Genomic DNA, 12,818 nt, shown 5'->3' on the forward strand with positions numbered 1-12,818 from the left:
CTTCGCGGGCTTGCCCGCTCCCACAGATTGACCACAGCATTCAGAACCAGTGGTTACCCTGTGGGAGCGGGCAAGCCCGCGAAGGGCCGCACAGCGGCCCCAACGAACTAAAGCCGAGCGCCAGTGGTGCGTTAGAAGCTATCGCCAGGCACGCGAACCCAGCCCTCCATCAGCACGCGAGCACTACGGCTCATGATTGCCTTGGTTACCGTCCACTCACCCTCCACCTGGCGCGCCTGGGCCCCAACCCGCAAGGTGCCCGAGGGGTGGCCGAACCGTACGGCACTGCGCTCACCCCCACCAGCAGCAAGGTTGACCAGCGTACCCGGAATGGCCGCTGCGGTGCCGATTGCCACCGCTGCCGTTCCCATCATGGCATGGTGCAGCTTACCCATCGACAACGCCCGCACCAGCAGATCGATGTCGCCCGCCTGCACCGTCTTGCCACTGGACGCAGTGTAGGTGCTCGGCGGCGCGACGAAAGCGACTTTCGGCGTGTGCTGACGCCCGGCAGCCTGGTCGACGTTTTCGATCAGGCCCATGCGCACTGCTCCATAGGCACGAATGGTCTCGAAACGCAGCAGCGCCTGGGGGTCACCGTTGATGGCATCCTGCAGTTCCGTACCGCTATAACCAATGTCGGCGGCATTGAGGAAAATGGTCGGGATGCCGGCATTGATCAACGTCGCCTTCAGGGTGCCCACACCGGGCACTTCCAGGTCATCGACCAGCTTGCCGGTGGGGAACATAGCCCCGCCGTCACCGTCCTCGTCGGCGGCGGGGTCAAGGAACTCCAGTTGCACCTCGGCGGCCGGGAACGTGACCCCGTCCAGCTCGAAGTCGCCGGTCTCTTGCACTTCGCCTTCGGTGATCGGAACGTGAGCGATGATGGTCTTGCCGATATTGGCTTGCCAGATGCGCACGGTGGCAACGCCATTGCGCGGAATACGCGCCGGGTCGACCAGGCCGCTGCTGATGGCGAACGAACCGACCGCAGCAGAGAGGTTGCCGCAGTTGCCGCTCCAGTCGACGAAGGCCTTGTCGATGCTGACCTGGCCAAACAGGTAGTCGACATCGTGTTCGGGCTTGATGCTTTGCGACAGGATCACGGTCTTGCTGGTGCTGGACGTGGCGCCGCCCATGCCGTCGATCTGTTTGCCATAGGGGTCGGGGCTGCCGATTACCCGCAGCAGCAGTGCGTCGCGAGCGGGGCCTGGAATTTGCGCCTGCTCGGGCAGGTCTTGCAGGCGGAAGAACACGCCTTTGCTGGTGCCGCCACGGATGTACGTGGCGGGGATTTTGATCTGGGGTACATGTGCCATTGTCTTGGGCATCCTGATAGTCCGGTGAAATACCCTGGGGCTGCCTTGCAGCCCTTTCGCGACACAAGGCCGCTCCCACAGGTACTGCGCCGCCCTTTGTGGGAGCGGCCTTGTGTCGCGAAAGGGCCGCAAAGCGGCCCCCGATTCATGCTCAGGCGGTCGCTTCGAGGAAGTCCTGGGCAAAGCGCTGCAGCACCCCGCCCGCTTCGTAGATCGACACTTCCTCGGCGGTGTCCAGGCGGCAGGTCACCGGTACCTCCAGGCGCTCGCCATTGGCGCGGGTAACCACCAGGGTCAGGGTCGCCCGTGGCGTACGCGCCCCAAGCACATCATAGGTCTCGCTGCCATCCAGGCCCAGGGTCTTGCGGTCGGTGCCCGGCTTGAACTCCAGCGGCAGCACGCCCATGCCTACCAGGTTGGTCCGGTGAATGCGCTCGAAGCCTTCGGCGACGATTGCCTCGACACCCGCCAGACGCACGCCCTTGGCCGCCCAGTCGCGCGACGAGCCCTGGCCGTAGTCAGCACCCGCGACGATGATCAGCGGCTGCTTGCGCTGCATGTAAGTTTCGATCGCCTCCCACATACGGGTAACCTTGCCTTCCGGCTCGATTCTCGCCAGCGAGCCCTGCTTCACGCTGCCGTCTTCCTTGCGCACCATTTCATTGAACAGCTTGGGGTTGGCGAAGGTGGCGCGCTGGGCGGTCAGGTGGTCGCCACGGTGGGTAGCGTAAGAGTTGAAGTCTTCTTCCGGCAGGCCCATTTTCGCCAGGTACTCACCTGCCGCGCTGTCGAGCATGATCGCGTTGGACGGCGACAGGTGGTCGGTGGTGATGTTGTCCGGCAGCACCGCCAGCGGGCGCATGCCGCGTAGGGTGCGCTCACCGGCCAGGGCCCCTTCCCAGTAGGGAGGGCGGCGGATATAGGTGCTCATCGGGCGCCAATCATACAGCGGCGCAACTTTCGGCCCGCGGTCTTCCTCGATGGCGAACATTGGAATGTAGACCTTGCGGAACTGCTCTGGCTTGACCGCCGCACGCACCACCGCATCGATTTCTTCGTCGCTGGGCCAGATGTCCTTGAGGCGGATCTCCTTGCCGTCGACCACCCCCAGTACATCCTTCTCGATGTCGAAGCGGATGGTACCGGCGATGGCGTAGGCGACCACCAGCGGTGGCGAAGCCAGGAAAGCCTGCTTGGCGTACGGGTGGATACGCCCGTCGAAGTTACGGTTACCCGACAACACGGCAGTGGCGTACAGGTCGCGGTCGATGATTTCTTGCTGGATCACCGGGTCCAGGGCGCCGGACATACCGTTGCAGGTGGTGCAGGCGAAGGCGACGATGCCAAAGCCAAGCTGCTCCAGCTCCTTCTCCAGCCCTGCCTCCTCCAGGTACAGCTGCACCGCCTTGGAGCCGGGTGCCAACGACGACTTGACCCACGGCTTGCGGGTCAGGCCCAGCTTGTTGGCATTGCGCGCAATCAGGCCTGCGGCAATCACGTTGCGCGGGTTGCTGGTGTTGGTGCAACTGGTGATGGCAGCGATGATGACCGCGCCATCCGGCATTTGCCCCGGCACTTCCTCCCAGCTGCCGGCGATGCCTTTGGCCGCCAGGTCACTGGTGGCGACGCGGGCATGCGGGTTGGACGGGCCGGCCATGTTGCGCACCACGCTCGACAGGTCGAAGCTCAGGGTGCGCTCGTAGACGGCGCCGCTCAGGCTGTCAGCCCACAGGCCGGTGGCCTTGGCGTAGGTTTCCACAAGCTTGACCTGCTGCTCCTCGCGGCCGGTCAGGCGCAGGTAGTCGATGGTCTGTTGGTCGATCGCGAACATTGCCGCCGTGGCGCCGTATTCCGGGGCCATGTTGGAGATCGTGGCGCGGTCACCCAGGGTCAGGGCGCGCGCACCTTGGCCATGGAATTCCAGGTAGGCGCCCACGACTTTCTGCTTGCGCAGGAATTCGGTCAAAGCCAGCACCAGGTCGGTGGCCGTGATATTCGGTGCCAGCTTGCCGGTCAGCTCGACCCCGACGATTTCCGGCAAGCGCATCCACGAGGCGCGGCCGAGCATGACGTTTTCCGCCTCCAGGCCGCCCACGCCAATGGCGATCACGCCCAGTGCATCGACGTGGGGAGTATGGCTGTCGGTGCCGACACAGGTGTCTGGGTAGGCCACGCCGTGGTCGTTGTGAATAACCGGCGACATCTTCTCCAGGTTGATCTGGTGCATGATGCCGTTGCCCGGCTGGATCACGTCGACGTTCTTGAACGCCTTCTTGGTCCAGTTGATGAAATGGAAACGGTCTTCATTCCGGCGGTCTTCGATGGCGCGGTTCTTGTCGAACGCTTGCGGGTCGAAGCCACCGCACTCGACGGCCAGGGAGTGGTCGACGATCAACTGTACCGGCACCACCGGGTTGACCTGGGCGGGGTCGCCGCCCTTGTCGGCGATGGCGTCACGCAGGCCGGCGAGGTCGACCAGCGCAGTCTGGCCGAGAATGTCATGGCACACCACGCGCGCCGGAAACCACGGGAAGTCGAGGTCGCGCTGGCGCTCGATCAGTTGCCCCAGCGAGGCGTCGAGGGTGGCCGGGTCGCAGCGGCGGACGAGGTTTTCGGCGAGTACGCGTGAGGTGTAGGGCAGGCCGTCGTAGGCGCCGGGCTTGATCGCCTCGACCGCCGCGCGGGCATCGAAGTAGTCCAGATCGGTGCCTGGCAGGTGCTTGCGGTATGCAGTGTTCATCATGGAATCAGGCTCGGTCACAGGATTCGGAAGGTTTTACCGTACCTGTGGAAGCGGGCGGCCCGCGAATGCGTCAGCAGCTGCACAGTGATTGCAAGGCCGGCCGCATTCGCGGGCAAGCCCGCTCCCACAAGGAAAACGGGTTGCCTCTCTATAGCTATTCAGCGCTGCTCGATCGGTACGAACTGGCGCTGCTCGACGCCGACATACTCGGCGCTCGGGCGGATGATGCGGTTGTTGGCACGCTGTTCGAACACGTGCGCCGCCCAGCCGGTCAGGCGCGAACAGACGAAGATCGGGGTGAACAGCTTGGTCGGGATACCCATGAAGTGGTACGCCGAGGCATGGTAGAAATCGGCATTGGGGAACAGGCGCTTCTGCTCCCACATGGTCTTGTCGATGGCCTCGGAAACCGGGTACAGCACCTTGTCACCCACTTCATCGGCCAGTTGCTTCGACCAGCCCTTGATGACCTCGTTGCGCGGGTCGGACTCTTTGTAGATGGCATGGCCGAAGCCCATGATCTTGTCTTTGCGCTCCAGCATGCGCAGCAGCTCGGCGGTGGCTTCCTGGGGGCTCTGGAAGCGCTCGATGAGCTCCATGGCTGCCTCGTTGGCGCCACCGTGCAGCGGGCCGCGTAGCGAACCGATGGCTGCAGTAACGCAGGAGTACAGGTCGGACAGGGTCGAGGCACAGACGCGGGCAGTGAAGGTCGAAGCGTTGAATTCGTGCTCGGCGTACAGGATCAGCGATACGTTCATGACCTTGACGTGCAGCTCGCTCGGTTTCTTGCCGTGCAGCAGGTGCAGGAAATGGCCGCCGAGGGTGTCTTCATCGCTGGTGCAATCGATGCGCACCCCATGATGCGTGAAGCGGTACCAGTAACACATCACGGCCGGGAACAGCGCCAGCAGGCGGTCGGTCTTGTCACGCTGGGCCTCGAAGGTAAGTTCGGGCTCGAGGGTGCCGAGCACCGAGCAACCGGTGCGCATCACGTCCATCGGGTGGGCGTCGCGCGGAATGCGCTCCAGCACTTCCTTCAGTGCTTGCGGCAGGTCACGCAGGCCCTTGAGCTTGCGCTTGTAGTCGGCCAGTTCAGCCTGGGTTGGCAGCTCGCCGTACAGCAGCAGGTAGGCGACTTCTTCGAACTCGGCATCGGCTGCCAGGTCACGCACGTCGTAACCCCGGTAGGTCAGCCCGGCACCGGCCTGGCCCACGGTCGACAGTGCGGTCTGGCCGGCCACCTGGCCGCGCAGGCCTGCGCCACTGAGTACTTTTGCTTCGGCCATGGTGTTTCTCCTTTCTTGAACTTGTTATAGGAAGCGATCTGGCTAATTCGGGAGCGGCTGGCTCAACCTTTCTTCTGGGCGAACAGCGCATCCAGGCTCTGCTCGAAGGCGTGGTAGCCAATGGCATCGTAAAGCTCCATGCGGGTCTGCATGGTGTCGATCACGTTCTTCTGCGTGCCGTCGCGGCGCAGCGCGGTGTACACGTTCTCGGCCGCCTTGTTCATGGCGCGGAATGCCGACAGCGGGTACAGCACCAGCGACACGTCGACCGAGGCCAGCTCTTCAGTGGTGTACAGTGGCGTGGCGCCGAATTCGGTGATATTCGCCAGGATCGGGGCCTTCACCCGGTCAGCGAAGGTCTTGTACATCTGCAGTTCGGTGATAGCTTCCGGGAAGATCATGTCGGCACCTGCCTCGATGCACGCCTCGGCACGGTCCAGAGCGGCATTCAGGCCTTCGACCGCCAGGGCGTCGGTACGCGCCATGATCACGAAGCTGTCATCGGTACGGGCGTCGACGGCTGCCTTGATGCGGTCGACCATTTCCTGCTGGGTGACGATTTCCTTGTTCGGCCGGTGGCCACAACGCTTGGCGCCTACCTGATCCTCGATGTGGATCGCTGCTGCGCCGAACTTGCTCATCGAGCGCACCGTGCGGGCCACGTTGAAGGCCGAGGCACCGAAGCCGGTGTCGACATCCACCAGCAGCGGCAGGTCGCACACGTCGGTGATGCGGCGCACGTCAGTCAGCACGTCATCCAGGCCGCTGATGCCCAGGTCTGGCAGGCCCAGGGAGCCCGCGGCCACGCCACCACCGGACAGGTAGATGGCCTTGAAGCCGGCGCGTTTGGCCAGCAGGGCATGGTTGGCATTGATGGCGCCAACCACCTGCAGCGGGTGTTCAGCGGCAACGGCGTCGCGGAAACGCTGACCAGGGGTGCTCTTCACAGTCATTTCTCACCTCGTGGGCTGTTGTTGTGGGCGTCCAGGTAATGACGCTCGATATTGCGCTTGGACGCGCCGATGTGCCGGCGCATCAGGAGTTCGGCCAGCTCGCCGTCACGGTCGGCGATGGCATCGAGAATGCGGTGGTGCTCGGCAAAAGCCTGGCGCGGCCGGTTGGGCGTGGCAGAGAACTGGATGCGGTACATGCGCACCAGCTGGTACAGCTCGCCGCAGAGCATCTTCACCAGGGTCTGGTTGCCGCTACCCTGGATGATCCGGTAATGGAAGTCGTAGTCGCCTTCTTGCTGGTAGTAACCTACGCCGGCCTGAAACGCAGCATCACGCTCGTGGGTATCGAGCACCCGGCGCAGCTCGTCGATGTCGGCCTGGCTCATGCGCTCGGCGGCCAGGCGGCAGGCCATGCCCTCCAGCGACTCGCGGATTTCGTACAGTTCGATCAGCTCGGCGTGGTTGAGCGAAACCACCCGCGCCCCCACATGCGGCACACGCACCAGCAGGCGCTGCCCCTCCAGGCGGTGGATGGCCTCACGCAGCGGGCCGCGGCTGATACCGTAGGTACGCGCCAGCTCAGGCTCGGAAATCTTGCTGCCGGGGGCGATTTCACCCTTGACGATGGCCGCCTGGATGCGCCGGAAGACGTTTTCGGACAAGGTTTCCGTTTCGTCTGTCAGCGCCGCGGCAGGGGTGGAAAGGTCTTGCATATTGTCGACACCTTGAAAATCCATAGCGCTGAAATTAGCGAATCAAGCCATTCAAGTCAAAGACAAAATCAATATTGTCGACAATCGTCTAAGAACGAACTAACGATGGCCATGCGCTGTCATATCGCGCACCGCTGGCGTCAAGACGTCGGCGTGATAGAATGCCGCGCCTCCGATGGGGTATGGATAGCCTGTCTGTCATTCATTGATGCTTGTTGACAGATGAACGAGGAAGCTTGCGCAGTAGTTGCCAGTCACCTTGACCTGAACCTTGCCTAGAACCTTGCACTGCACCGCGCCAGGATTATGAGACTTACACCCGTTTTATTGCTGCTATGCCTCACCCTGCTACCGGCCATTGGCCAGGCGGCGGGCAAGACCGTGTATGGTCTCAACGAATATGCACGACTGGGCGACCTGGACCTGGAAGTGGCCGCCAAGCTCGACACCGGTGCCAAGACCGCATCGCTAAGTGCCCGCGATATCAAGCGGTTCAAGCGCAATGGCGAAAGCTGGGTGCGCTTCTACCTGGCCATCGACGCCGCCCACTCACACCCGATCGAACGTCCGCTGGCACGTGTCAGCAAGATCAAGCGCCGGGCCGGCGACTATGATGCCGATTCGGGCAAGGCCTACACTGCCCGCCCGGTCATCGAACTCGAAATATGCATGGGCCAGGCCGTACGTACCATCGAAGTCAACCTCACCGACCGCAGCGCCTTCCAGTTCCCGCTGCTGATCGGTTCCGAGGCCCTCAAGCACTTCGACGCACTGGTTGATCCAAGCCTTAAATACGCGGCCGGCAAACCTGCCTGTGCCACCGACGCTCCCAAAGCAGAGTAATCCCGATGCGCTCTCTTACCCTCCATCTGAAAGTCCTGATCACCGTGCTGGTGCTGCTGGGCGTGGCCGTCACGGCTTATCAGATTTTCTTCCTCGGCATCCCGGTGACCGAAGATGAAACCGACGACCTGTGGAATATCGACGCCAAGGTCGAATTCGTGGCCAGCACCAAGGACCCGGTCAAGGTGCAGATGTTCGTGCCACCGCTGAACCGCGACTACGTCAGCCTCAACGAGAGCTTCATCTCCAACAACTACGGGGTCAGCGTCAACCGTGCCGACGGCAACCGCAAGGTGACCTGGTCGGCCCGTCGCGCCAGCGGCAACCAGACCCTCTACTATCGCCTGGTGCTGACCAAGCGCTACAGCAACGAGAAGACCACGGTCAAAGGGCCGACCTTCCGTGACAGCCTGGCCATCGAGGGCCCCGAAAAGATCGCTGCCGAAGCCCTGATGGCACCGATCCGCCAGCACTCGGCCGACGTCGAAACCTTCGTCAGCGAGACCATCAAGCGGGTCAATAACCTCAACGACGACAACGTCAAGCTGCTGCTCGCCGGTGACACTTCGCCGATGAAGAAGGCCCAGGTCATCGACTTGCTGCTGTCCATCGCCCACGTGCCGATGGAGAAGGTGCACACTATCCGCCTGGTGGCCGACACCCCGCAAACCCCGGAACTGTGGCTGCGCAGCTTCAACGGCAGCGACTGGTTGTACTTCAACCCGGACACTGGCGAGCAAGGCCTGCCGAGCGACCGCCTGCTGTGGTGGACGGGTGACGACAACCTGATCACCGTCGATGGCGGCAAGAAGGCCAACGTCACCTTCAGCATGAACAACAGCGAGATGAACGCCATCCGCCTGGCCAAGCTGACCGACGAGAACACCGACGCCGACTTCCTCGAGTACTCGCTGTACGGTCTGCCACTGCAAACCCAGCAAACCTTCATGATCATGGTAATGATCCCGATCGGCGTGCTGGTGATCCTGGTGCTACGCAACCTGATCGGCCTGCAGACCCTGGGTACCTTCACCCCGGTGCTGATCGCCCTGGCCTTCCGCGAGACCCAGCTGGGCTTCGGTATCGTGCTGTTCACGGTAATCACGGCACTCGGCCTGTCGCTGCGCTCGTACCTGGAACACCTGAAGCTGCAAATGCTGCCACGCCTGTCGGTGGTACTGACCTTCGTCGTGGTGCTGATCGCGGCCATCAGCCTGTTCAGCCACAAGCTGGGCCTGGAGCGCGGGCTGTCGGTGGCGCTGTTCCCGATGGTGATCCTGACCATGACCATCGAACGCCTGTCGATCACCTGGGAAGAGCGTGGTGGCGGCCATGCCATGAAAGTGGCCATCGGCACCCTGTTCGCCGCCTCGCTGGCACACCTGCTGATGATGGTGCCGGAGCTGGTGTACTTCGTGTTCACCTTCCCTGCCGTGCTGCTGATCCTGGTGGGCTTCATGCTGGCAATGGGCCGCTACCGCGGCTACCGCCTGACCGAGCTCGTGCGCTTCAAGGCATTCCTGAAGAAGGCTGACGCCTGATGTTTGGCCTGATCAAGACGTGGAAAGCCCTGGAGGCCCGGGGCATCATGGGTATCAACCGGCGCAACGCGGACTACGTGTTGAAGTACAACAAGCGCCACCTGTACCCGATCGTCGACGACAAGATCATCACCAAGGAGCGCGCCCTGGCGGCCGGCATCCATGTGCCGGAAATGTACGGCATCATCGAGACCGAGAAGCAGATCGACAAGCTTCACGAGATCATCGGCGGCCGCAGCGACTTTGTCATCAAGCCGGCGCAAGGGGCTGGCGGTGACGGCATCCTGGTGATTGCCGACCGCTTCGAGGACCGTTACCGCACGGTCTCGGGCAAGATCATGAGCCACGAGGAAATCGAGCATCAGGTCTCGAGCATCCTCACCGGCCTGTATTCGCTGGGCGGGCACCGCGACCGCGCGCTGATCGAATACCGGGTGACCCCGGACCAGATCTTCAAGAGCATCAGCTACGAAGGTGTGCCGGACATCCGCATCATCGTACTGATGGGCTACCCGGTAATGGCCATGCTGCGCCTGCCGACCCGCCAGTCAGGCGGCAAGGCCAACCTGCACCAGGGCGCCATCGGCGTCGGGGTCGACCTGGCCACCGGCGTGACCCTGCGCGGCACCTGGCTGAACAACATCATCAGCAAGCACCCGGACACCACTAACGCGGTGGACGGCGTGCAGTTGCCGAACTGGGACGGCTTCATGAAGCTGGCCGCCGGTTGCTATGAGCTGTGCGGGCTGGGTTACATCGGTGTGGACATGGTGCTGGACCAGGACAAAGGCCCACTGATTCTGGAGCTCAACGCCCGCCCGGGCCTGAACATCCAGATTGCCAACGACTGCGGCCTGACCCAGCGCACCCACGCCATCGAAGCGCACATCGAGGCGCTGGCCAAAGATGGCGTTACCGAAGACGCGGAGCAGCGAGTGAAAGTGTCGCAGGGGTTATTTGGGCACGTGCATCCCGGCTGACAGCGCCGGGCCGCTCCCACCTGTGGGGGCAACTTGCCCCCGAAACTGACGCCTTGGTGGATGGCACGGGCTTCGCCCGTGTTCGCGGGACAAGCCCGCTCCCACAGGGATCGCGCAAGATTCTAGAAATTGAGCAAGACAGATGTTTCCCCAGGTACTGCATCAGCCTCGAGCCTGCGGGGTTGGAACTGTGGGGGTACCTGTGGGAGCGGGCTTGCCCCGCGAAGCATCCAACCCGGTGCATGGCACCGGCTCCGCCGGTGTTCGCGGGACAAGCCCGCTCCCACAGGGATCGCGCAAGATTCTAGAAATTGAGCAAGCCAGTTGTTTCCCCAGGTACTGCATCAGCCTCGAGCCTCCGGGGTTGGACCTGTGGGGTTGGAACTGTGGGGGTACCTGTGGGAGCGGGCTTGCCCCGCGAAGCATCCAACCCGGTGCATGGCACGGGCTTCGCCCGTGTTCGCGGGACAAGCCCGCTCCCAAAGGGATCGCGCAAGATTCTAGAAATTGAGCAAGCCAGTTGTTTCCCCAGGTACTGCATCAGCCTCGAGCCTGCGGGGGTACCTGTGGGAGCGGGCTTGCCCCGCGAAGCATCCAACACGGTGCATGGCACGGGCTTCGCCCGTGTTCGCGGCTAAAGCCGCTCCCACAGGGATCGCACCAGATTCTAGAAATTGAGCAAGACAGTTGTTTCCCCAGGTACTGCATCAGCCTCGAGCCTCCGGGGGGGGGGTACCTGTGGGAGCGGGCTTGCCCCGCGAAGAATCCAACACGGTGCATGGCACGGGCTTCGCCCGTGTTCGCGGCTAAAGCCGCTCCCACAGGGATCGCACCAGATTCTAGAAATTGAGCAAGACAGTTGCTCCCAAAGAGTCCCTGCCAAATCAATAAGGCATTTTTGCTCTATGAGATCGGCCTTGCGTCGCGGGTGGGCCGGAAAGCAGCCCCGGATGCCAAACACACAGTTGAATGTCGCGCCCAGTGCTAGGCGCTTTTCCTGCACAGGTCTACAATCGCCCTCCTCGCTTTTACATCGCCGTCCACACTGATGCCGACCTGTACGCTCCACCCCCTGCCCTACCAGCCCGACCCTGCCGCCTATTTCGCCCGCCTGCGCCAGGCACCCGGCGCGATCCTGCTCGACAGCGCCCGCCCCGGTGCCGAACGCGGCCGCTTCGACCTGCTCAGCGCCTGGCCGCTGCAACACTTGCAAGTGCAGCCTGACGAACAGGGTCGCGCGTTCCTCCAGCGCCTGCGCGCCGCCTTGGCAAAACTGGGCCACGCACAACTGCCCGAAGGCAGCGAGCTACCCTTTGCCGGCGGCCTGATCGGCTACCTGAGCTACGACTTCGGCCGCCGCCTGGAACAGCTGCCAAGCCTGGCTGCAGACGACCTCGGCCTGCCAGACGCCCAACTGGGCCTGTACGCCTGGGCACTGGTCAGCGACCACCTATACGGCACCAGCCAGCTAGTATTCCACCCGAGCCTGGCAGGCGATGAGCGCAATCGCCTGATCAGCCTGTTCGAGGCCGACCAGCAGGCCGATAGCGGCGATTTCCAACTGCTTGCGCCAATGACCGGCGACTTGCAACCCACGCAGTACAAAACGGCGTTCGACCAGGTACAGCGGTACATCCAGGCCGGTGACTGCTACCAGATCAACCTCACCCAACGCTTCCGTGCACCCTGCAAGGGTGACCCTTGGCGGGCCTACCAGTCTCTGCGCCGCGCCTGCCCGACGCCGTTTTCCGCCTACCAGCAACTGGACGACGGCAGCGCCCTGCTGAGCTTCTCGCCCGAACGCTTCATCCGCGTCAGCCAGGGCCAGGTTGAAACCCGGCCGATCAAGGGTACTCGCCCGCGCGCCAGCGACCCGGCTGAAGACCAGCGCAATGCCGAGGAGCTTCTGCACAGCCCCAAGGACCGCTCGGAAAACCTGATGATCGTCGACTTGCTGCGCAACGACCTTGGGCGCACCTGCGAGATCGGTTCCGTGAAAGTACCCGAACTGTTCAGCCTGGAGAGCTACCCTAACGTGCACCACTTGGTCAGCAGCATTACCGGGCAGCTGGCCAGCGATAAAGACGCACTCGACCTGATCGGCGACAGCTTCCCTGGCGGCTCGATCACCGGCGCACCAAAAATCCGTGCCATGCAGATCATCGACGAACTGGAACCGGCGCGACGGGCGCTGTACTGCGGCTCGCTGCTGTATGTGGACGTGCGCGGGGAAATGGACAGCTCGATTGCCATTCGCAGCCTGCTGGTGAAAGACGGCCAGGTCAGCTGCTGGGGCGGCGGCGCTGTGGTGGCTGACTCCGAATGGCAGGCCGAATATGAAGAGTCGATTGCCAAGGTACGGGTGCTGATGCAGACCCTGCAGGGCTTGTGACCGGTGGTAGATTCCTGACGGGCGCGCCCGCGCCCACAGGGTATG

At 63.1% G+C, this 12,818-nt stretch carries 9 protein-coding genes; 4 read left to right on the plus strand and 5 right to left on the minus strand.

Going from position 1 to position 12,818, the window contains the following annotated elements:
* Nucleotides 1–131 precede the first annotated feature (131 nt).
* The 5 genes from prpF to OO258_RS10870 form a co-directional block, all read right to left on the minus strand.
* Nucleotides 132–1,322 (minus strand): 2-methylaconitate cis-trans isomerase PrpF, encoded by a 1,191-nt coding sequence (gene prpF / locus OO258_RS10850; protein ID WP_266030337.1) that lies wholly within the window; start codon nt 1,320–1,322, stop codon nt 132–134.
* Between the two features lie 151 nt (nt 1,323–1,473).
* Nucleotides 1,474–4,062 (minus strand): Fe/S-dependent 2-methylisocitrate dehydratase AcnD, encoded by a 2,589-nt coding sequence (acnD, locus tag OO258_RS10855; protein WP_266030485.1) that lies wholly within the window; start codon nt 4,060–4,062, stop codon nt 1,474–1,476.
* Between the two features lie 161 nt (nt 4,063–4,223).
* Nucleotides 4,224–5,351: a 2-methylcitrate synthase gene (gene prpC, locus OO258_RS10860; RefSeq protein WP_110745013.1), complete on the minus strand. Its 1,128-nt coding sequence runs from the start codon at nt 5,349–5,351 to the stop codon at nt 4,224–4,226.
* 62 nt (nt 5,352–5,413) lie between these two features.
* Nucleotides 5,414–6,304: a methylisocitrate lyase gene (gene prpB, locus OO258_RS10865; protein WP_110745012.1), complete on the minus strand. Its 891-nt coding sequence runs from the start codon at nt 6,302–6,304 to the stop codon at nt 5,414–5,416.
* Entirely contained in the window at nt 6,301–7,017 is a 717-nt protein-coding gene (locus OO258_RS10870) for a GntR family transcriptional regulator (protein ID WP_266030339.1), read from the minus strand. Before OO258_RS10870 ends, prpB begins: the two co-directional genes overlap by 4 nt.
* A 306-nt stretch (nt 7,018–7,323) precedes the next feature.
* Between OO258_RS10870 and OO258_RS10875 the strand changes: the two genes are divergently transcribed.
* The 4 genes from OO258_RS10875 to pabB all read left to right on the plus strand — a co-directional run bounded on the left by OO258_RS10875 (nt 7,324) and on the right by pabB (nt 12,773).
* Entirely contained in the window at nt 7,324–7,860 is a 537-nt protein-coding gene (locus OO258_RS10875) for an ATP-dependent zinc protease (protein WP_110745010.1), read from the plus strand.
* Nucleotides 7,861–7,865: 5 nt separating this feature from the next.
* The gene (locus OO258_RS10880; RefSeq protein WP_266030340.1) at nt 7,866–9,401 is read left to right on the plus strand and encodes an inactive transglutaminase family protein; all 1,536 of its coding nucleotides are present in this window, start codon (nt 7,866–7,868) and stop codon (nt 9,399–9,401) included.
* Nucleotides 9,401–10,381 (plus strand): alpha-L-glutamate ligase-like protein, encoded by a 981-nt coding sequence (locus OO258_RS10885; protein ID WP_110745008.1) that lies wholly within the window; start codon nt 9,401–9,403, stop codon nt 10,379–10,381. Before OO258_RS10880 ends, OO258_RS10885 begins: the two co-directional genes overlap by 1 nt.
* A 1,048-nt stretch (nt 10,382–11,429) precedes the next feature.
* Complete coding sequence (gene pabB / locus OO258_RS10890) at nt 11,430–12,773, plus strand: aminodeoxychorismate synthase component I (RefSeq protein ID WP_266030342.1); 1,344 nt, start codon at nt 11,430–11,432, stop codon at nt 12,771–12,773.
* The last annotated feature ends 45 nt before the right edge of the window (nt 12,774–12,818 follow it).

This window comes from Pseudomonas sp. DCB_BI (genome assembly GCF_026240995.1).
Classification (GTDB): Bacteria; Pseudomonadota; Gammaproteobacteria; order Pseudomonadales; family Pseudomonadaceae; genus Aquipseudomonas.

Bases quoted from the DNA above. Each gene is read 5' to 3' on its own strand.
- OO258_RS10880 (WP_266030340.1), top strand. From the start codon at position 7,866: ATGCGCTCTCTTACCCTCCATCTGAAAGTCCTGATCACCGTGCTGGTG.
- prpF (WP_266030337.1), bottom strand. From the start codon at position 1,322: ATGGCACATGTACCCCAGATCAAAATCCCCGCCACGTACATCCGTGGC.
- acnD (WP_266030485.1), bottom strand. From the start codon at position 4,062: ATGAACACTGCATACCGCAAGCACCTGCCAGGCACCGATCTGGACTAC.
- prpB (WP_110745012.1), bottom strand. From the start codon at position 6,304: ATGACTGTGAAGAGCACCCCTGGTCAGCGTTTCCGCGACGCCGTTGCC.
- OO258_RS10870 (WP_266030339.1), bottom strand. From the start codon at position 7,017: ATGCAAGACCTTTCCACCCCTGCCGCGGCGCTGACAGACGAAACGGAA.
- prpC (WP_110745013.1), bottom strand. From the start codon at position 5,351: ATGGCCGAAGCAAAAGTACTCAGTGGCGCAGGCCTGCGCGGCCAGGTG.
- OO258_RS10875 (WP_110745010.1), top strand. From the start codon at position 7,324: ATGAGACTTACACCCGTTTTATTGCTGCTATGCCTCACCCTGCTACCG.
- OO258_RS10885 (WP_110745008.1), top strand. From the start codon at position 9,401: ATGTTTGGCCTGATCAAGACGTGGAAAGCCCTGGAGGCCCGGGGCATC.
- pabB (WP_266030342.1), top strand. From the start codon at position 11,430: ATGCCGACCTGTACGCTCCACCCCCTGCCCTACCAGCCCGACCCTGCC.